This window comes from Mycobacterium montefiorense, from assembly GCF_003112775.1.
Classification (GTDB): domain Bacteria; phylum Actinomycetota; class Actinomycetes; order Mycobacteriales; family Mycobacteriaceae; genus Mycobacterium; species Mycobacterium montefiorense.
In genome coordinates this window covers 203,001-222,801 of record NZ_BFCH01000018.1, presented here as the reverse complement: position 1 = coordinate 222,801, position 19,801 = coordinate 203,001, and the positions used below count along the sequence as shown (strand labels likewise).

Sequence of the window (19,801 nt, the reverse complement as noted above, 5' to 3'; positions counted from 1 at the left end):
TGTTAGCTGTGGCGCTAGAGTGGGTGCAACAGTTGGAGGGAGCTTTCACATGAGCAAACGACCGTTGACCGGGCTGGCCGTCGGGGTTGGCTGTCTGGCGTTGTCGTTGAGCGCGGGGGCGGGGGTCGCATCGGCGACTCCCGATATCGGCCCGATGGTCAACACGACGTGCAATTACGACCAGGCGATGCGGGCAGTCCACGCGGAAAACCCGATGGCCGCCCAGTACCTCGACCAGTCGCCGCCCAACCTGCAATTTCTGCAGCAGTTCATGGCGTCATCGCCGGATCAGCGGGTGAATCTGCTGAAGGCGATCCAGAACAACCCGGGAGCCGACCAGGCGTTCCCGATCTTCCGGCAGATGATGATCGACTGCAAGAACTACTGAGCCAAGCGTCAGGTGGGCCGGCTGTCTAGCTGTGCCCTTCTTTTCGCCGCCCAGTCGGCCATCGGGAAGCCGGGTTTGAAGTCGCAGGCCGATAGCAGCAAGGCCGTCCGCGCAACCGCGACCAGTCCGTAGTCGCAGTTCCAATCCGGGCGGGTCATAGTCCACACCAGGACACCGGACGACGGTGTGCCGAAGGAACTGAGCCGCATCGGCTTGGAATCCCCGAGTGGGGCGTGACCGACCGCGTCCCCGTGGCATTTCGACACGGCGCCGAAACCCTTCGACACCACCTGGTGCGGATTCAACTTCTTGTCGTAGACATCGACCGATTCGGCGTAGAGCGCCGGGCCGTTGATCCGGTACCCCGACTCGGCGTGGTCCGACGAGCGGGCCGGCCGCAGCGGCGACCCCTTGAATAGCAGCGCGGCAGCGCATTCGGCCGGTTGCACGCTGGTGAAGTAGGTGTCGCCCACCGGAATCGCCGTCGCCACACCGAGCGGAGTGGCGTCGTTGTCCTGAAGCAGCAAATCGCGCGCCGGGATCCGTCCGGGCGCCGGTGAGGTGGACGTCGAAGGGCCGGACGGCGACTGTTCGGTTCCCCGAATCGCCCGGCCGCTAACCGATGTGGTGCACGCACACAACGACAATGCGACCAGAACCGATGCGCCGGCCGAACGCAATTGACGTGCCATCGGGCGATCGTACGACAATGTCGCCGCCCGCGGTGTTCAGCGCGCCCGCAAATCAGGCCGATAGCGCGCCAACAGCGACCGCACGGCATCCATGGCGTCCACGGCCCGGTCTTTGTCGACAGCCTGGATCGCCATCACGGGGATGTACTCGTCGTCAGGCAGGTCGATATGCGCCCAGCGGCTGCCAGCCGGAAACGATACGCCGACCACCTCAGACCATGGAACGACCTTGTCTCCTAACAGATTCCGCACTGAAAGGCCCGGTGCCCCTACTCGCAGCCGGGGCCGGGCAAACAACAGCACGACGCCCGCGATGACCAGACCCAGTAGGGCCATCGCCACCTGGTCGGCGGTTTGGAAGATCACGCCGCTGGAACTCATCTTCAGCAGCAAGCCGACGGCAATATGCGCCGCGGCGATCAGAAATGCTGCACCGTAAGCAAATAGCGGCGTCCAGTGCGGACGCAGTTCAGCATCCCACTGCTCGCGGGCCGACAGCCGAGTCACGACCGAGCGCGCAGGTCTCGCAAGGTCAGGGCGGCGGTCAGCGCCGCCCCGGCCGCCTGAGCTCCCTTGTCCTCCGTGGACGACGGAAGCCCGGCCCGATCCAGCGCCTGCTCCTCGGTGTCGGTCGTCAAAATGCCGTTGCCAACGGGCGTCGACGCGTCGAGGGAGACCCGGGTCAGACCCTGAGTTACCGCGTCGCACACGTACTCGAAATGTGGTGTTGCACCCCGGATTACCACGCCGAGAGCGATGACGGCGTCATGGTTGCGGGCCAGCTCCTGAGCCACTACCGGAATCTCGATCGCGCCGTGCACCCGCACCACCGTCGGGCTGTCGATCCCGGACGCCGTCGCGACCTTCTGGGCGCCGGCCAGCAGCGCCTCGCAGATCGTGCTGTGCCAGGTGCTCGCGACGATACCGAGCCGCACCCCGGACGCATCGAGCTCCCCCACCTGCGGAATGCCCACTCCGCTCATTTGCGCCGCTCCTGCGCATCACTACGTTCTGCATCGTCGCAGGCGCGGCTCACAAAGCGCCGCCGAATTCGCCTGGCAAATGGACGGATTCGTGGAAGTCATCCAGCCCGGCCAAATCGTGTCCCATCTTGTCCCGTTTGGTCATCAGATAGCGGATGTTCTCGGCATTGGCGCGCACCGGAAGAGACACACGCTCGATGATGTGCAGGCCGTATCCGTCCAGCCCAACCCGTTTAGCCGGGTTGTTGGTCAGCAGTCGCATCGAGCGGACTCCGAGGTCTGACAGGATCTGCGCACCGATTCCGTAATCCCTTGCATCGGCCGGTAACCCGAGCTTGAGGTTGGCGTCCACGGTGTCTTCGCCGGCGTCTTGCAGCTGATAGGCCTGCAGCTTGTGCATCAGGCCGATCCCGCGGCCCTCGTGGCCGCGCATGTACAGCACCACGCCGCGCCCCTCCCGCGCGACCATGGCCAGCGCGGCATCGAGCTGGGGCCCACAGTCGCAGCGGCGGGAGCCGAACACGTCACCGGTCAGGCATTCGGAGTGCACCCGCACCAACACGTCGTCGCCCTCACCGCTCGGCCCGGCGATGTCGCCGCGAACCAACGCAACGTGTTCGACTTCCTCGTAAATGCTGGCGTAGCCGATGGCGCGAAACTCGCCGTGCCGGGTCGGAATGCGCGCCTCGGCGATCCGATCGATGTGCTTCTCGTGCTTGCGGCGCCATTCGATGATGTCAGCGATGGTGATCAGTGCGAGATCGTGCTCGTCGGCGAAGACCCGCAGCTCGTCGGTCTGGGCCATCGAGCCCTCGTCCTTTTGGCTGACGATCTCGCAGATGGCACCCGCGGGTTGCAGTCCCGCCATCCGGGCCAAGTCGACGGCCGCCTCGGTGTGGCCGGGTCGCCGCAGCACACCGCCGTCTTTGGCGCGCAACGGAACCACGTGACCGGGCCGGGTGAAGTCGTCAGCGACGCTAGTCGGATCGGCCAACAGCCGCATCGTGGTGGCGCGGTCGGACGCCGAAATCCCGGTGCCCACCCCGTTTCTTGCGTCGACGGTGACGGTGTAGGCGGTCCCGTGCTTGTCCTGGTTCAGCGCGTACATCGGCAACAGGCCCAGCTTGTCGCAGATCGCGCCGTCCAGCGGGACACACAGGTAGCCCGAGGTGTAACGCACCATGAAGGCCACCATCTCCGGCGTCGCCTTCTCGGCGGCGAAAATCAGGTCGCCCTCGTTTTCACGTTCCTCGTCGTCGATGACGACGACGGCCTTACCGGCAGCAATGTCGGCAACCGCCCTCTCGACAGAGTCCAACCTCGTCATCTGTGCTGCCTTGCTGTCGTGCCGAGCAACACGCGAAGCCCGCGTATTGCTTCAAGTATGAACCACGCGGGACGCAGCGTTATCGCCACTTCTTTGTGCACCACATTGACACCGACGTTGCTCATTCGCCAGGCGTTCACACCAGCCCGAGCCAAGATCAGCTGTCGTGCCTGCGTGCACCGCGGTTCTGCCTCGCCACTACCGGCTCTGAGCTGCGGTGATCGCCTGCCGGCCGGCACGCAAGACAAGGTGCGTTGTGACGATTCTTACGGGAAATTGCTCAACGCTGGAAGTTCGATATCCACCCGCGGCCGAGGCATCGCCGTACTGGCGAACGGCCGGGTGGCTGACACGTACATCGAGCGTGCACTGACGGCTTACCGGCCCGCCGGAAGTTGCTACCCGTTCCGCCTGGTCGGCATCTGAATCACCTGGCCGCCACCGCAGTCGGTCGCATAGTGGGCCAGCCACCTGCCGACCGAACCACCGACCTCGATGAAGTGCGTCCACTTGCTGACCTCTGCGGTCGCGGCCGGGAAATTGGAAAACCGTCCCAGCGACACGTCGCGCTCATCGACACCGATCAACTCGTAGCTTGTGTAGTCGCGCACTCGGTGCTCGATGATCATCAACGTTGTGTCGTTGACTTCCCTGCTCCACACCGGTCGAGATGTTTGAGCCTCGGCCTTGCGGCCGGCCAACGTCGCTACCGCTTCAAATGCGAGGTCTTCGTAGACGGCCTCGGCTAACCTTTCGACGGACATTTCTGCAGCTCCTTCGCGTGGTTAGGGCGGCCTGGCCTATGCAATCGAGTATGTACCCGCGAAGGGCTGCGTGGGGATTTAGAACAGGCGTGTCGCCATGGTGTAGTGCGATCGTGACTATTGTTACCAAAATGCAATCTTTGGCCGGGGTCCCTTCCCGGTGCGGGAATCCCCCGTAAATGGCATGGAGGCAACGAGCCGCGGGGCTCTCAATTGCCCTTTTCCGGCCGCTGCCACACCTTCTGCGGCTCAACAGGATTACTTGAATCCGCTTGCGACAGAATGTAATTAGGCTCTTATCGCCAACTGGCCGGTAAGTCGACCAGGTGATTGGGGCAGAAGTCCTGAACCCCCAGGGAGATCGCATTTCGCGCGTCCGACGCCGTCATCTTGCCGCGCAACATCATGAAGGCGTATTCGGCGGGCTGATAGCCCGAATCATGTCCTTCAGGATCGTCCATCAGTTGACACGCCTCTTTTTCCTGGTTCGCGTCGGCGTGGGCGGTTCCGCAGCCGAATAGCCACGCCGTCCACACCAGGGCGCCGGCGGCGATTACGGAGACGACCCTCATTGGTTTCTTGCAGTCATCAGCCGTTCGACGTATTTCGCAATTACATCGACTTCCAGGTTCACCAGGGTGCCGACCGGGGCATTGCCCAACGTGGTCAATTCCCGGGTGGTCGGAATCAGCGAGACCTCGAACCAGTCCCGTGGCTGCGCGCCAATCCCGGAGACGGTCAACGAAATCCCGTCGACGGTGATCGACCCCTTCTCCACGACATAGCGAGCGACCTCCGGGGGGATCTCGATGCGCACTACTTCCCAGTGTTCCGACGGCGTGCGGGCGACCACCTGGCCGGTGCCGTCGACGTGCCCTTGCACGATGTGCCCGCCGAGCCGGCTGTTGACTGCCGCGGCCCGCTCGAGATTGACCCGCTTACCGATCTCCAACCCGCCCAGATTGGACCGGTCCAGGGTTTCGGCCATCACATCGGCGGTGAACTGACCATCGGCCAGCAACTCGACGACCGTCAGGCACACGCCGTTGACGGCGATCGAATCTCCGTGGCCGGCGTCGGCGGTGACGACGGGCCCGCGGATGGTCAGGCGGGCCGCGTCCGCGAGGACGTCCCGGCCGGTGATCTCTCCGAGTTCCTCGACAATTCCAGTGAACATTCCACCAGGCTAATTCGCCGATGCTTTGCCTGGTGAGCGGCCACGACCGACAGGCGAAACGCGCTCGTCGCGGGGCCGAGGGCCCCCCGCGTCCCGAAGCCCGGTCATCGAGACCCTCTACGATGCACGGTATGCAGACACGCCGCCGTCTAACGGCCGTCCTCGCTTCCCTGACTGTCGCCACCGCCCTGATCGCGGGCTGCTCGTCGGGTTCGAAGCAGAGCGGTGGCCCATTGCCCGACGCCACCACATTGGTCAAGCAGTCCGCCGACGTCACCAAAACCGTCAAGAGCGTGCACCTGGTGCTGTCGACCGAGGGCAAGATTCCCGGACTGCCGATCAGGAAGCTGACGGGCGACCTGACCACCACTCCGAGCACCGCCGCGTCGGGCAACGCGCAGCTGTCGATGGCGGGCTCCGACATCGATGCGAACTTCGTGGTCTACGACTCGGTGCTGTATGCCACGCTCACGCCGAACAAGTGGAGCGATTTCGGTAAGGCCTCCGACGTCTACGACGTCTCGGTGCTGCTGAGCCCCGATGCCGGCCTGGGCAACATGCTGGCGAACTTCTCCAACGCCAAGGCTGAGGGCCGCGAAACGATCAACGGCCAGACCACGATCAAGATCAGCGGCAATGCCACCGCGGACGCGGTGAACAAGATCATCCCGAGCATGAACGCGACCCAGCCCCTGCCGTCCACCGTGTGGATTCAGGAGGGTGGCGATCACCAGCTGGTCCAGGCCAACCTGCAGAAGAGCCAGGGCAATTCCGTCCAGGTGACGTTGTCGGACTGGGGCAAGCCGGTCACCGTCACCAAGCCCCCGGTGAGCTGATGAGTATGCGAGCTGGACGCGGAATCGCGATCAGCGCCGGCAGCCTCGCCGTGCTGCTGGGCGCCCTGGACGCTTATGTCGTCGTGACGATCATGCGCGACATCATGAGCGACGTTCATATTCCGATCAACCAGCTGCAGCGCATCACCTGGATCATCACGTTGTACCTGCTGGGCTATATCGCCGCGATGCCGCTGCTGGGCCGGGCTTCGGACCGGTTCGGCCGCAAGCTGGTGCTGCAGGTCAGCCTGGCGCTGTTCATCGTCGGCTCGGTGGTCACCGCGCTGGCCGGACATTGGGGCGATTTCCACCTGCTGATCGCCGGACGCACCGTCCAGGGCGTCGCCAGCGGCGCGCTGCTGCCGGTCACGCTGGCGCTGGGCGCCGATCTGTGGGCGCAACGCAACCGCGCCGGCGTGATGGGCGGCATCGGTGCCGCACAGGAGCTGGGCAGCGTGCTCGGTCCGCTGTACGGGATCTTCATCGTCTGGTTGTTCCATGACTGGCGCTACGTGTTCTGGATCAACGTCCCGCTGACCTTGATCGCGATGGTGATGATCCAGTTCAGCCTGCCGTCACACCAGCGCGCGGAGAAGCCGGAAAAGGTCGACGTAGTCGGTGGTGTGCTGCTGGCCATCGCGCTGGGCCTGGCGGTCATCGGGCTGTACAACCCCGAGCCTGACGGCAAGCAGATTTTGCCCAGCTACGGATTGCCGCTGGTGATCGGGGCGGTTGTGGTCGCCGTGCTGTTCATCCTCTGGGAGCGCTTCAGCCGCACCCGGCTCATCGAACCGACTGGAGTGCACTTCCGGCCCTTCCTGGCCGCGCTGGGCGCGTCGGTGGCCGCGGGCGCGGCGCTGATGGTGACCCTGGTCAACGTCGAGCTGTTCGGCCAGGGCGTGCTGCAAATGAGCCAGGCGCAGGCCGCCGGCTTGCTGCTGTGGTTCCTGATCGCGCTGCCGATCGGGGCGGTGCTGGGCGGTGTCATCGCGACCCGGATCGGCGACCGTGCGATGACCTTCATCGGGCTGCTGATCGCGGCCTACGGTTACTGGCTGATCCACTTCTGGCGGATGGATGTCATGACCCAGCACCACGACATCTTCGGGGTCAGCCTGCCGCTGGTCCACACGGACCTGCTGGTGGCCGGTCTGGGACTCGGCCTGGTGATCGGTCCGCTGACCTCGGCCGCACTGCGGGTCGTGCCGTCAGCCCAACACGGCATCGCCTCGGCCGCGGTGGTGGTGGCCCGGATGACGGGCATGCTGATCGGCGTCGCGGCGCTGAGCGCCTGGGGGTTGTACCGGTTCAACCAGATCATCGCGGGGCTGTCGGCGAAGATCCCGCCGGACGCGACGCTGCTGGAACGGCTTGCCGCCTCAGCCACCCTGTACCTCAAAGCGTTCGCCCTGATGTACGGCGACATCTTCGCGGCCACCGTCGTCATCTGTGTGGTGGGCGCGCTGCTGGGACTGCTGCTCGGCGGCCGCAAGGAACATGCCGAGGAGCCGGAGGTCCCCGAGCAGGAGACCGTCGCGGCGGGTGAGCGCTAGCCGCGCTGCGGCACCAGGCTGAGCAGCAGATCCGGGCCGACCCGGTCCACGCCGTCGAAGCGCCACCGCATCGCCCGGGCGATGGTGGGCACGCCCACATCGTGGACCGCGGTGACGGGGCCACCCAGCAGGATCGGCGCGACGTAGGTCAGGATGCGGTCGATCGCGTCTTCCCGCAGGAAGGCGCTCGCGAGGGTGGGACCGCCCTCCAGCAGGACATCGGTGCGATCCGTGAGCGCCTTGAGCACCTCGAGAGGATCGTGGGTGCGAATCACCATGGTCCGCGAATCGTCGTTGAGAACCTTTGCCTCGGGCGGTACTTCGCGCATGCCGACCACGACACGCAGCGGTTGTTTCTCCGCCAGTGAGCCATCGGGCAGCCGGGCGGTCAGCGCCGGATCGTCGGCCAGCACGGTTCCGGTCCCGACGATGATCGCGTCGGCCGCGGCGCGGCGGCGGTGCAGGTCCAGGCGTGCCGCCTCACTGGAGATCCACCGGCTGGTGCCGTCGGTGGCGGCGCTGCGGCCGTCGAGGCTGCTGGCGTATTTCCATGTCACGTGCGGCAATCCGGTCCGTTGCTTGTGCAGCCACTCGCGTAGCGGTCCGCCGGCGGCTTCGGCTGCCAGCACGCCGGAGGACACCTGAACGCCCGCGTCCGCCAGCCGGGCCGCGCCGCCCGCCGCGATCTCGTTCGGGTCGGTGACGGCGTAGGCGACGGTGCGCACGCCGGCGTCGATCAGCGCGTTCGCGCAGGGCGGAGTCTTGCCGTAGTGATTACACGGCTCCAGCGTGACTACCGCGGTGCCACCGGCGGCCAGGCTCCCAGCCCGGCGCAACGCCAGCACCTCGGCGTGGTCGCCGCCGGCCGGCTCGGTACCGCCGACACCGACAACCTGGCCGTCGGCGTCCAGAATCACCGCTCCGACAGGCGGATTCGGATAGGTGCTGCCCTTGACCAGTTTGGACTGTTCGATCGCCAGGCGCATGGCGGCGTCGAGGCTGTCGACAGACTGACCGGTCACCGGCGTAGATGCGGTGACGCGGCGCCGGCTTGGCGTCGTAGCGCCGCGACCGCGGCCTCGGGGTCCTGCGCGCCATAGACCGCGGACCCGGCGACGAAGCAGTCGACTCCGGCCTCGGCGGCCTCCTCGATCGTGTCCGCGTTGATGCCGCCGTCGATCTCGACCAGGATCGTCAACTCCCCCGCGTCGATCATCTTTCGCACAATGCGGACCTTGCTCAGCACTTCGGGGATGAAGCCCTGGCCGCCGAAGCCGGGCTCGACCGACATGATCAGCAGGGTGTCGAACTGCGGCAGGATGTCCAGGTAGGGCTCCAGCGGAGTGCCCGGTTTGACGCTGATTCCGGCCTTCGCGCCGGCGGCCCGGATATCGCGGGCCACCCCGATCGGGTTCTCGGTGGCCTCGGCGTGGAAGGTGACGTTGTAGGCGCCCGCCTCGGCGTACGGCGGCGCCCACCGGTCCGGATTGTCGATCATCAAATGGCAATCCATCGGTATGCGCGTGGCGGCCAGCAAGCTCTCGACCACCGGCAGACCGATCGTCAGGTTGGGCACGAAGTGGCCGTCCATCACGTCGACGTGCAGCCAATCGGCACCGGTCACGGCGGCGGCCTCGTCGGCGAGCCGGGCGAAATCGGCGGCCAGGATCGACGGAGCTATCAGGGGTCCCCCGGTGCTGCCAGACATGTGCGCCACACTACTGAGCCGGGGTGCCGAGCTCACGGCAGCCGGCCCAGCGCGGCGGCGAACATCGCGTCGGTGCCGTGCCGGTGCGGCCAGAGCTGCACATAGGGCCCTTGCGCGGAAGGACCAAGCTCCGCGGGCTCGAACAGCGGCCGGGCGTCCAGCGCCTGCACCGGGTGGCGGCGCAGCGCGTCGGCCACCACCCCCACGGTTTCGGCGAGATGCGGCGAGCAGGTCGAGTAGAGCACCACGCCGCCGGGCCGGGTCAGCACGATCGCGGCGGCCAGCAGTTCGCGCTGTAACTTGGCCAGCGCGGGCACATCGGACGGCTGCCGGCGCCAACGGGCCTCCGGCCGGCGGCGCAGGGCACCCAGCCCGGTGCAGGGCACGTCGACAAGCACCCGGTCGAAACCCGGCTCGAGACCGGTCTCGCGTCCGTCCACACGCAGCACGTCGACGTCCAGCCCGCGAGTGTTCTGGGCGACCAGCTCCGCGCGGCCCGGCGACGGCTCGACCGCGGTGACCCGGGCGCCACGCTCGACTGCCAGCGCGGCCAGCAGCGCCGTCTTACCGCCCGGGCCGGCGCACAGGTCGAGCCAGCGTCCGGTGTCGCCGTCGACCGGCACCAGCGTTAGCGCGCGGGCCACCAACTGGCTGCCCTCGTCCTGAACCAGGGCACGGGCGTCGCGCACCTGCGCCAGCTGTCCGGGGTCACCACCGGGCAGGTACACCGCGTACGGCGAGTACCGGCCTACGCTGCCGCCGACGGCGTCGGCCAACTCCTGCGCGCTCAGCACACCCGGGCGAGCGGCCAGGTGCACCTGGGGGCGTTCGTCGTCGCTGGCCAGCACCGCGTCGAGTTCGCCGGCATCAGCGCCCAGCGCGTCGGCGAAGGCCTGGGCGATCCAGCGTGGGTGCGCGTGCACGAAGGCGGCGTGACCGATCGGATCCCGAGACGGGTCGGGAGCAAGTTCGTCCACCCAGGATTTCTCGTCCCGCACCGAGATGGTCCGCAGCACACCATTGACGAAACCGGCTCGCGCCGAATCGAATTCGATCCCAGCCTGTTCGACCGTGGTCGACACCGCGGCGTGTGCGTCGACACGGGTGCGCAGCAGTTGATAGGTGCCCATCCGCAGCAGATCCAGCAGCACCGGGTCGATCGCCTCCGGCGGGCGTCCAGCGGCCGCGCCGATAACCGCGTCGAGCAGGCCGCGAGTGCGGCAGGTGCCGTAAGTCAGCTCGGTGGCAAACGCCGCGTCGCGTCCGCCGATGCCGCGATCACGCAACAGCGCGGGCAGGGCCAGGTTGGCGTACGCGTCACGCTCGCTGACGGCTCGCAGCACCGCAAAGGTGGCTGCCCGAGCCGGATCAAGCGGCTTGCGCCGTTTGGGCGGGACAGCCCGGCGCTGTTTCGGGGCTGAGCTCATGACGCCCGCGCGGCGGCGTCAAGCCGGGCACCGCGCGCCCAGTCGACGGCGTTCATCAGTTTCTTGCCGGGAGGCTGAAGCTGGCCGAGCCGCACCGGTTCCGAGCCGGTACCGATCCGAACGCTTTTGCGGTCCACGTGAATGACACCCGGCGGCAACGACTCTGACGAGTCCGCATCGATCTGCACCGGCCCCAGCTTGACCCGCAGGTCCTCAATCATCGTCCAGGCTCCAGGGTTGGGTGTGACGGCGCGGATACGGCGCTCGACCACCGGTGCCGGTAGGTCCCAACGCACCCGGGCCTCTTCGACGGTGATCTTGGGTGCAATGCTGACACCGTCGGCCGGTTGTGGCTGCGGTGTCAGTGCCCCGTCGGCAATGCCGTCCAGCGTTGCCACCAACAGCGCCCCACCCGAAATCGCCAGCCGCTCAAGCAGATCGCCCGAGGTATCGGTCGGCTGGATCCGCTCGGTCACGACGCCGTAGACCGGTCCGGAGTCCAGGCTGGGTTCGATCTGAAACGTTGTGGCGCCGGTGATCGTGTCCCCCGCGGCGACAGCGGCCTGCACCGGCGCGGCACCGCGCCAGGCCGGCAAAAGCGAGAAGTGCAGGTTGACCCAGCCGCGCGGAGGCACGGCGAGCAGGCCGTCGCGCAACAGTGCGCCGTAGGCCACCACCGGGCAGCACTGGGGTGCGAACTCGGCGAGTTCGGCGACGAACTCCGCGGAGTTCGGCCGAGGCGGGCGTAACAACGGGATGCCACGCTCGAGTGCCTCACGTGCCACCGGCGACGGCTCGGGCTTGCCGCGCCGCCCGGCGGCGGCATCGGGCCTGGTCAGCACGGCGACCACCTCGTGACGGGGCGAGTCGATGAGGCGACGCAAGGCGGGGAGCGCCGGTTCGGGGGTGCCGCCGAAGACGAGACGCACCCGGACAGTCTAGGAAGCGACGGGATTTGTCCTCCCCGCACGTGCTCCCAGCTAGCTTTCAACCGACATTCAGCTGAAACTTATAATGCAGATATATATTATTGCTGATAGCTACTATTGCTATTGGTAATAATTGGCTCGCTCCCGCGACGCCGCCATCGACGACGATGTCGAGTAAACAGCCTTTTCCGCGCCCCCAGGAGGGTTTCATGACACTCGACACTGCCATTCCCGAAGACCACGCGCTGGCGGCCACTCATCGCGCCATGTGGGCGCTGGGCGACTATGCATTGATGGCCGAGCAGGTGATGGCTCCCCTGGGCCCGATTCTGGTCACCGCCACCGGCATTGGGCACAGTGCCCGAGTACTCGACGTCGCCGCCGGTTCGGGCAACATCTCGCTGCCCGCTGCCACGACGGGCGCCACGGTGGTTTCTACCGACCTGACACCGGAGCTGCTGGCGCGGTCGCAGGCGAGGGCTGCTGCGCAGGGGCTGACGCTGGACTACCGGGAAGCCAATGCGCACGCGCTGCCGTTCGGCGATGACGAGTTCGACGTCGTGATGTCGGCGATCGGCGTCCAGTTCGCGCCGGACCATCGGCGCGCGGCCGACGAGCTGGTCCGCGTCTGCCGGCCCGGCGGGACGATCGGCGTGATCAGCTGGACACCGGAGGGATACTTCGGACGCATGCTGGCCACCCTCAGGCCATACCGGCCGAGCCTTTCGTCGGCCGTGCCACCGGCGGCGCTATGGGGACGTGAGGGCTACGTCACCGGGCTGCTGGGCGAGCGGATCGGTCGCATCACCACGGCGCGCTCCATGTTGGAAGTCAATCGATTCGACTGCGCCACAGCCGTTCACGACTACTTCAAGAACCACTACGGCCCAACGATCGAGGCTTACGCCAACATCGGCCCCAATAGGGTGTTGGCTGCCGAACTCGACGCACAACTCGTCGAACTCGCTGCGGAGTTCCTGACCGGTGGCACCATGGGATGGGAATATCTGTTGGTCACCGCGCAGAAGCGATGACGCCAACGCGGCGAGCTACAGATCGAGGTCAATCGTCGCGTCGGGTTCGCCGCCGGCGGCGGTAAAGGCCGTCAGAGCCCGTACCAGGCCGTGACGCTCGGCCACCGGCATCTGTTCCACCATCGCGGCGATTTCCGCGCGCCGGTGTGAGGTAACCCGGCGCACCACCTCGCGGCCCCGTTTGGTCAGGGCGGCGATCAGCTCGCGCCGGGAGGTGGGGTGCGGCAGGCGGTCGATCAGCCCGGCGGCGACGAGCCGGTCCACCATGCGTCCGGTGGCCGACGGTTGCACGCCCAGCAGGCTGGCCAGCGTGGCCAGGTTGACCGGACCGCGGTTGGACAGGATCACCAACGTGCGGAATTGCGGGATCGTGATGTTCTCGTCGACCTGCGCGATTGACCGTGCCGACATGCTGACAAGCAACCGTGACGCCGTCAGCAGCGCATCGGTGATGACATCCAGCGACTCGCTGGCTTTCGTCGTGTTCTCCGTCGCCATCCAGGCCACCTTCCCGGGCCCGATCCGGGCCGCCGCAGGCTAGCTAAAGGGCTGAAACTATAACAACCTGCGAATATGTAGAGATAAAGATTGTTGCTCATGCATACTATCGCTACGGGAGGCGGTCTGCGACTTCTATCGGAAAATTGCTGGGTGAGTGGCCCATTCGCGATGGCTAGCCAATATGCAGCGGGTCGATCTGCACGCGCACCGGCTCGTGAGTTTGCCGGGCGCTGAGCACGCCGACGCCGCGTCGCAGGCTAGCCGACAGTTCCAGGCCCCGCTCGCGGCGCACCCGCACCAGCATCCTGATCACCGGCACGTCCGCTGGGGTACCGGGCGGCCGGCGCACCCCCGGCGGCAGATCGACCGGGCCGAGCACGTCTGCTTCGTCTGGCAAGCGGGCTTCATCGAGCAATGCCGTCACCGCGCCGGCGCCACCGTCAATCGCCGCCATATGCACACTGGGCGGCAGGCCGACCTCGCCGCGCGCCACCAAATCGGCTTCCGCGTGACCCACCGGATCCCAGCGGATCAGCGATTGCACGGTCGGGATGGTTGATTCGGCGACCACTGTCACCACACCGCCGTCGCCGCGGGCACGCACCAGCGCCGCGGCGCTCATCCAGCGCCAGAGCGCATCCTCGGCGGCGCGCAGATCCTGGCGGCCCAGCAGCGCCCAGGTATCCAGCAGCAGCGCCGCCCCGTAACCGCCGTCGGCGCGGGGTTCGGCCCCCGGCGTGGCGACCACCAGGGCGGGGTGAGCGGCGACCTCGGCCACGATCGTGTCGCCCGCCGAGGTGATCACCGACGTCCCGGCGAAGGCGCGACCCAGCTCTTCGGCAGTGCGACGGGCCCCGACGACGACCGCGCGTACCGCATCCGACCCGCACCGGGTGCAGCGCAGCGCCGGCTCGGCACGTCCGCACCAGCGGCACAGCGCGCCGGGTCCGCGCTCCTGCAGTGACTCGGCCAGTGAGAGAGGCCCGGTGCAGTGCCGGCAGCGGGCGATGGCGCGACAGCGTCCACAGGCCAGCGACGGCACATAGCCCCGGCGCGGCACCTGGACCAGCACCGGCGCCCCGGCCTGCAGCGACGAGCGGGCGGCGCGCAGCGCGATGGACGGAATCCGCGCGGAGCGGGCCGCCGGGTCGCGCTCGTCGGCGTAACCGGTGTCGTCGAGCGCGACCACCCGCGGCGTGCGGGCCCGCACCACCGGCCGGGTCGCAACGATGTCTTGGGCCCACCCGCTTTGCACCAGGGCGTGCGCCTCGGCGGTGCGGGCGTAGCCGCCGATCAGCGCCGCGCAGCGCGCCTGATGCGCGCGCAGCATCGCCACTTCGCGGGCATGCGGGTAGGGCGCACGCGGCTCAGACAGGCTGTCGTCGGAATCGGACCAGACCATGACCAGCCCCAGGTCGGCAAGCGGCGCGAACGCTGCGCTGCGGGTGCCGATCACCAGTCGCGCCTTGCCCCGCAGCGCCGCCAGCCAGCGCCGGTAGCGTGCGGCCGGCCCCAGGCCCGCCGACAGCGCCACCACGCTGTCTTCGTCGATCCGGGCGGTCGCGGCCAGCCACAGCGCATCCAGGTCCCGTTGATCGGGCACGATCGCCAGCGCCGCGCGCCCGGCGCGGACCGTTTGCGCGGCGGCCTCGGCGAACCGGTCCGCCCACGGCTCGCCCGGCAACGTCTGCCACACGGCACGAGCGGCACGCGACTCGGCCAGGGCGGTCAGGAATTGCTTGCCGCGGCTGTAGACCTCCCAGCCGGACGGGTCGACGGGCTCAATGGTCGGCGGCGGCGGGATCTGGGTGGTCTCCCGCTCCACCCTGGCGTGCCGGGCCGGGACCGCCAGCCGCAGCACGTCCGGGCGCGTCCCGGCGTAGCGCGCGGCCACGGCATCGACCAACCGGCGGATCTCCGGGGTGAGCACCGGCTCCGCGGACACGACGCGATCGAGCCAGCCCAGCTTCCCGACGTGGTCGGTGTCGTTGCGGCGCTCCAGCACGAACGCGTCGACCAGCCGGCCGTGGAACCGGACCCGCACTCGCACCCCCGGCTGGGCATCGTCGGATTGCTCGGCCGACACCAGGTAGTCGAACTCGCGATCCAGGTGTGGCACCGACAACATCGGCAGCACTCGTGCGATCGGTTCCACCTCGATCGGCGTGCGTGCGGCACCGGTCGCACTCACAGCACTCCCGAGCCACGAAATACGCAGTCAGCCAGCATCATTACCGTCCGTGGGCCACACCGTAGCGGCGACCACCGACAGTTATCCTTGCGCCGGCCCGGGTTCATCGTCAGGGCCGGCAACGTCACGGCCGAAGAAGAACCCTGCCGTGATCAGGATCATCGCGGCCGCGTACAGCCACCAGATCGGCACCGCCAGCGCCTCGTGGCCCAGGATGAACCGGCTGATCGCGATCATCGCGTCCGATGCCATGAAGCACACCGCGCCCACCGGCACCCAGATCGTCGGCAACCGTGCCGCGATGGCCGTGCATGCCATCGCCGTCAGCACAAAGATGTACACCGTCACCGGGAGGGTCAAATCGTCACGACCGAGGTGCGGCCAGAACCACACCAGCAACGCGATCGCGGCCACGCCCAGCGCCACCATGACGGCGATGCGGGCCCGCGACAGCGTCCCTTTGACCACCAGCGGGGCCAGCGCGCCGATGAAGCACAGGTGCGCACACAGAAATGCCGCCAACCCCAAGACAAATGACATGGTCCACCACGGGATGGCGAGCAGCCAGTCGCCGGTGGCCGAGAGCAATAGCGCGGGCATCAGCCAGCGCCGCTCGCTGACGATGGGGTGTGCGAATGCGGCGACAGTCAACAGCAAGGCCATCAACGCCTTGAACGGCGGCTGCAGAATCCAATGCCCGGTGAGCTCGGTTCCGGGCGGGGAATGCACCGCGACCACGGTCAAGTACACGCCATAGGCGATGCCCGCCCAGCCGGCTGCCACCCAGCAGACGGCCATCACGCGGGGTGCGTACGGTACCTGAATGCCCAGCTTTGACAAAGCCGACGAGAAACCTCCTATCGACCCCATCCTGCTGAAGGTACTCGACGCGGTTCCGTTCCGGCTATCCACCGACGACGGCATCGATGCTGCGCGTCAGCGGTTCCGCGACCTACCGCGCCGGTCGGTGCATCCCGAACTGCGCGTCGAGGACCGCGCCATCGACGGGCCCGCCGGCCCGATCAACATCAGGATCTATTGGCCGTCAACGGATTCCGGATATAGCGCGCTGCCCATCGTTGTCTACTTCCACGGCGGCGGGTTCGTGATCGGCGATCTCGACACCCACGACGGCACCGCTCGCCAGCATGCGGTGGGCGCCGACACGATTGTGGTGTCGGTCGATTACCGGTTGGCGCCCGAACACCCGTATCCCGCCGCGGTCGAAGACGCTTGGGCCGCAACACGGTGGGTCGCCGGGCACGCGACCGAACTGGGCGGCGACCCGAACCGCATGGCTCTAGCCGGGGATTCGGCTGGCGGCAACATCGCGGCGGCGATCGCCCAGCAGTGCCGCGACGAGGGCGGACCGCCGATCATCTTCCAGCTGTTGTGGTATCCGTCCGTGCTGTGGGACCAGTCGCTGCCGTCGTTCGCCGAGAATGCCGCCGCGCCGATTCTTGACACCCGGGCCATCGCGCAGTTTTCCCGTTGGTACGCAGGCGATGCCGACTTATCCGACCCGCCGGTGCGCATGGCGCCGGGGCGGGCGAAGAACTTAGCCGAGCTGCCGCCGGCCTACATCGGCGTCGCCGGTTACGACCCGCTGCGCGACGACGGCATCAGCTACGGCAAACTGCTGGCCGCCGCGGGCGTGCCCGTCGAGGTGCACAACGCCGCGACGTTGGTGCACGGCTATCTCGGCTACGCCGGCGTGGTGCCCGCCGCCACGGACGGGTCGGATCGCGGGCTCGCGGCGTTGCGAGATGCGCTGTACGGGTGAACACCCGGCGTACCGTGAACGAATGATCGAGCCTCCCCTCGCCCGACCTGACATCGATCCGACGTTCAAAGCGCTGCTCGACGCCTTCCCGATGACGTTCAACGCGGACGACGGCGTCGAGCTCGCGCGCGAGCGGCTCAAGCTACTCAAGGTGCCGCCGGAAATGCTGCCGGATCTGCGGATCGAAGAGCGCACGATCGGCCACGGCGGACTCAACGACATTCCGATTCGCATCTATTGGCCGCCTACCCCGGCCGAGGCATCACCCGTTGTCGTCTTCTTCCACGGCGGCGGTTTCTGTCTGGGCGACTTGGACACCCACGATCACGTCGCCCGCGCGCATGCGGTCGTCGCCGAGGCGATCGTGGTCTCCGTGGACTACCGGCGCGCTCCGGAGCACCCCTACCCAGCCGGGGTCAACGACAGCTGGGCCGCGTTGCAATGGACCGGCGAACACGCCACCGAACTGGGCGGTGACCCCAACCGTATCGCCGTGGCCGGTGATTCGGCGGGTGGCAACCTCGCCGCGGTGATGGCCGTGATGGCCCGGGACAACGGCGGGCCAGAGCTGACGTTCCAGCTGCTCTGGTATCCGATCGTGACCGGGGATCTTTCGCTGCCGTCGCACACCGAGAACGCCTTCGCCCCGATTCTGGACCGCGAGGTGATCGAAGCCTTCCTGGCCTGGTACCTGCCGCCCGAGATCGACTACACCGACCCGACGGTGCTGCCCATCACGCTCGCCCCGGCCAACGCCGCCGACCTGTCGGGACTGCCGGCGGCCTTCATCGGCACCGCCGAGCACGACCCGCTGCGCGACGACGGGGCGCGCTACGCCGATATGCTCAACGCGGCGGGCGTTCCCGCCGAGCTGAGCAACGAGCCGACCCTGGTACACGGCTATGCCAGCTTCGCGCCGGTGATACCGGCGGCCGCCGCGGCCACCGAACGTGGACTGATGGCGCTGCGGAAGGCGCTGCACTACTAGGAAAGACGGAACGTCGATGAGCCCGGAGACGAAAGACAGCCCCGACTACCAGACCCTGATCGTCGGCGCCGGGTTCTCCGGTATCGGCGCGGCCATCAAGCTCGACAAGGCCGGGCTCAGCGATTACCTGGTCATCGAGGCCGGCGACGGCGTCGGCGGAACCTGGCACTGGAACACCTATCCCGGTATCGGCGTGGATATTCCGTCGTTCTCCTATCAGTTCTCCTTCGAGCAGAGCCGGCACTGGTCGCGCATCTATGCGCCGGGGCGGGAACTGAAGGCCTATGCCGAACACTGCGTCGACAAATACGGCATCCGATCGCGGATCCGGTTGAACACCAAAGTGCTTTCCGCCGAGTTCGACGACGAGCACTCGCTGTGGCGCGTGCAGACGGATCCGGGCGGGCAGGTCACGGCCCGATTCGTCATCAGCGCCAGTGGCGTATTCGCCGTGCCGAATCTGCCGGACATCGACGGCGTCGACTCCTTCGACGGCATCACCATGCACACCGCGCGCTGGGATCACACCCAGGACCTGACTGGCAAGCGCGTCGCGATCATCGGCACCGGCGCCTCGGCCGTGCAGGTCATCCCGGAGATCGCGCCAATTGTCGCTCAGCTCACCGTGTTTCAGCGCACCCCGATTTGGTGCTTCCCCAAGTTCGACGTCCCGCTGTCGGCGCCGCTGCGCTCGGCGATGCGGATTCCCGCCGTCTCGGCGGTCCAGCGACTGCTCAGCCAGGCGTTCGTCGAGTTGACCTTCACGATCGCCGCGCAGTACTTCACGGTGTTTCCGTTGGCCAAGCGGATGGGAGGCGCGGGTCGGCGCTATCTGCGCCAGCAGGTCGACGACCCGGAGGTGCGCGAGCAGCTGACTCCGCGCTACGCGGTGGGATGCAAGCGGCCCGGATTCCACAACGAATACCTGGCCACCTTCAACCGCGACAACGTGCGGCTGGTCACCGAGCCGATCGACAAGATCACGCCGGAGGCGGTGGCCACCACCGACGGCGAGAACCACGAGATCGACGCGCTGGTGCTGGCGACCGGTTTCAAGGTGATGGACGCCGACAACATGCCGACGTTTTCGATCACCGGATGCGGTGGTACCACGCTGACCGAGTTCTGGGACAAGCACCGACTGCAGGCGTATGAAGGCGTCAGCGTTCCCGGATTCCCGAACATGTTCAACGTGATGGGCCCCTACGGCTACGTCGGCTCTTCGTTTTTCGCGCTGATCGAGACACAGACCCACCACATCGTGCGGTGCCTGAAGCGGGCCCGGCGCAATGGCGCGACACGGGTCGAGGTGACCGAAAAGGCCAACAGCCGCTACTTCGACGAGATGATGCGCAAGCGGCACCGTCAGATCTTCTGGCAGGACAGTTGCCACCTGGCCAACAGCTACTACTTCGACAAGAACGGCGACGTGCCGCTACGTCCCACCACCACGCTGGAGGCGCAGTGGCGTAGTCGTCGTTTCGACCTCGACGACTACCGATTCAGCAGACGCTAGGCTC

At 67.3% G+C, this 19,801-nt stretch carries 21 protein-coding genes; 7 read left to right on the top strand and 14 right to left on the bottom strand.

Translation table 11 applies throughout. The features are described 5' to 3' along the window. Positions 1–49 precede the first annotated feature (49 nt). Positions 50–388: a hemophore-related protein gene (locus DB708_RS13770; protein WP_108922646.1), complete on the top strand. Its 339-nt coding sequence runs from the start codon at positions 50–52 to the stop codon at positions 386–388. 8 nt (positions 389–396) lie between these two features. Here DB708_RS13770 and DB708_RS13765 read toward each other — a convergent pair whose 3' ends face one another. From DB708_RS13765 to DB708_RS13735, 7 genes are all read right to left on the bottom strand, one after another. Beyond that, a complete protein-coding gene (locus DB708_RS13765; protein ID WP_108922644.1) occupies positions 397–1,080 on the bottom strand; it encodes a hypothetical protein in 684 nt (227 codons plus the stop codon). A gap of 36 nt (positions 1,081–1,116) precedes the next feature. Further along, on the bottom strand, positions 1,117–1,578 hold the full coding sequence (locus DB708_RS13760) for a PH domain-containing protein (RefSeq protein WP_108924199.1): 462 nt from the start codon (positions 1,576–1,578) through the stop codon (positions 1,117–1,119). A gap of 5 nt (positions 1,579–1,583) precedes the next feature. After that, positions 1,584–2,063, bottom strand: a complete 480-nt coding sequence (gene ribH / locus DB708_RS13755; RefSeq protein WP_108922642.1) for a 6,7-dimethyl-8-ribityllumazine synthase — start codon at positions 2,061–2,063, stop codon at positions 1,584–1,586. Between the two features lie 49 nt (positions 2,064–2,112). Next, positions 2,113–3,390, bottom strand: coding sequence for a bifunctional 3,4-dihydroxy-2-butanone-4-phosphate synthase/GTP cyclohydrolase II (locus DB708_RS13750; protein WP_108922640.1), 1,278 nt, complete (start codon positions 3,388–3,390; stop codon positions 2,113–2,115). A 398-nt stretch (positions 3,391–3,788) separates the two neighbouring features. Beyond that, a complete protein-coding gene (locus tag DB708_RS13745; protein WP_108922638.1) occupies positions 3,789–4,154 on the bottom strand; it encodes a hypothetical protein in 366 nt (121 codons plus the stop codon). 296 nt (positions 4,155–4,450) lie between these two features. Then, on the bottom strand, positions 4,451–4,726 hold the full coding sequence (locus tag DB708_RS13740; RefSeq protein ID WP_108922636.1) for a hypothetical protein: 276 nt from the start codon (positions 4,724–4,726) through the stop codon (positions 4,451–4,453). Further along, entirely contained in the window at positions 4,723–5,331 is a 609-nt protein-coding gene (locus DB708_RS13735; RefSeq protein WP_108922634.1) for a riboflavin synthase, read from the bottom strand. The genes DB708_RS13740 and DB708_RS13735 overlap by 4 nt, the downstream gene beginning before the upstream one ends. A 131-nt stretch (positions 5,332–5,462) precedes the next feature. Here DB708_RS13735 and DB708_RS13730 point away from each other — a divergent pair, with 131 nt between their 5' ends. Together DB708_RS13730 and DB708_RS13725 are read left to right on the top strand one after the other, a co-directional pair. After that, the gene (locus tag DB708_RS13730) at positions 5,463–6,167 is read left to right on the top strand and encodes an LppX_LprAFG lipoprotein (protein ID WP_108922632.1); all 705 of its coding nucleotides are present in this window, start codon (positions 5,463–5,465) and stop codon (positions 6,165–6,167) included. A 5-nt stretch (positions 6,168–6,172) separates the two neighbouring features. Beyond that, positions 6,173–7,720 carry an MFS transporter gene (locus DB708_RS13725; protein ID WP_108924197.1) on the top strand — a complete coding sequence of 516 codons (1,548 nt, stop codon included), beginning with the start codon at positions 6,173–6,175 and terminating at the stop codon, positions 7,718–7,720. Here DB708_RS13725 and ribD read toward each other — a convergent pair. The 4 genes from ribD to fmt are packed head-to-tail and all read right to left on the bottom strand — an operon-like array spanning position 7,717 to position 11,784. Continuing rightward, on the bottom strand, positions 7,717–8,706 hold the full coding sequence (gene ribD / locus DB708_RS13720; RefSeq protein ID WP_409347608.1) for a bifunctional diaminohydroxyphosphoribosylaminopyrimidine deaminase/5-amino-6-(5-phosphoribosylamino)uracil reductase RibD: 990 nt from the start codon (positions 8,704–8,706) through the stop codon (positions 7,717–7,719). The two genes, DB708_RS13725 and ribD, sit on opposite strands and share 4 nt — an antisense overlap. 32 nt (positions 8,707–8,738) lie before the next feature. Beyond that, positions 8,739–9,428 carry a ribulose-phosphate 3-epimerase gene (gene rpe / locus DB708_RS13715; RefSeq protein ID WP_409347596.1) on the bottom strand — a complete coding sequence of 230 codons (690 nt, stop codon included), beginning with the start codon at positions 9,426–9,428 and terminating at the stop codon, positions 8,739–8,741. A gap of 32 nt (positions 9,429–9,460) precedes the next feature. Further along, on the bottom strand, positions 9,461–10,855 hold the full coding sequence (locus DB708_RS13710; RefSeq protein WP_108922628.1) for an RsmB/NOP family class I SAM-dependent RNA methyltransferase: 1,395 nt from the start codon (positions 10,853–10,855) through the stop codon (positions 9,461–9,463). Then, the gene (fmt, locus tag DB708_RS13705; RefSeq protein ID WP_108922626.1) at positions 10,852–11,784 is read right to left on the bottom strand and encodes a methionyl-tRNA formyltransferase; all 933 of its coding nucleotides are present in this window, start codon (positions 11,782–11,784) and stop codon (positions 10,852–10,854) included. Before fmt ends, DB708_RS13710 begins: the two co-directional genes overlap by 4 nt. Positions 11,785–11,993: 209 nt before the next feature. Here fmt and DB708_RS13700 point away from each other — a divergent pair, with 209 nt between their 5' ends. Continuing rightward, positions 11,994–12,818 carry a class I SAM-dependent methyltransferase gene (locus DB708_RS13700; protein ID WP_108922624.1) on the top strand — a complete coding sequence of 275 codons (825 nt, stop codon included), beginning with the start codon at positions 11,994–11,996 and terminating at the stop codon, positions 12,816–12,818. A 15-nt stretch (positions 12,819–12,833) separates the two neighbouring features. On the opposite strand, the gene DB708_RS13695 is transcribed toward DB708_RS13700, so the two are convergent. From DB708_RS13695 to DB708_RS13685, 3 genes are all read right to left on the bottom strand, one after another. Then, positions 12,834–13,316 carry a MarR family transcriptional regulator gene (locus DB708_RS13695; RefSeq protein WP_108922622.1) on the bottom strand — a complete coding sequence of 161 codons (483 nt, stop codon included), beginning with the start codon at positions 13,314–13,316 and terminating at the stop codon, positions 12,834–12,836. A 175-nt stretch (positions 13,317–13,491) separates the two neighbouring features. Next, positions 13,492–15,447 (bottom strand): primosomal protein N', encoded by a 1,956-nt coding sequence (locus DB708_RS13690; RefSeq protein WP_108924193.1) that lies wholly within the window; start codon positions 15,445–15,447, stop codon positions 13,492–13,494. A 144-nt stretch (positions 15,448–15,591) separates the two neighbouring features. Then, positions 15,592–16,335: a lysoplasmalogenase gene (locus DB708_RS13685; RefSeq protein WP_235616819.1), complete on the bottom strand. Its 744-nt coding sequence runs from the start codon at positions 16,333–16,335 to the stop codon at positions 15,592–15,594. On the opposite strand from DB708_RS13685, the gene DB708_RS13680 reads away from it, so the two are divergent. The 3 genes from DB708_RS13680 to DB708_RS13670 are packed head-to-tail and all read left to right on the top strand — an operon-like array spanning position 16,334 to position 19,797. Beyond that, the gene (locus tag DB708_RS13680; RefSeq protein WP_108922620.1) at positions 16,334–17,293 is read left to right on the top strand and encodes an alpha/beta hydrolase; all 960 of its coding nucleotides are present in this window, start codon (positions 16,334–16,336) and stop codon (positions 17,291–17,293) included. The two genes, DB708_RS13685 and DB708_RS13680, sit on opposite strands and share 2 nt — an antisense overlap. Positions 17,294–17,315: 22 nt before the next feature. Continuing rightward, complete coding sequence (locus DB708_RS13675; protein WP_108924189.1) at positions 17,316–18,281, top strand: alpha/beta hydrolase; 966 nt, start codon at positions 17,316–17,318, stop codon at positions 18,279–18,281. Between the two features lie 16 nt (positions 18,282–18,297). After that, entirely contained in the window at positions 18,298–19,797 is a 1,500-nt protein-coding gene (locus DB708_RS13670) for a flavin-containing monooxygenase (RefSeq protein WP_108922618.1), read from the top strand. The last annotated feature ends 4 nt before the right edge of the window (positions 19,798–19,801 follow it).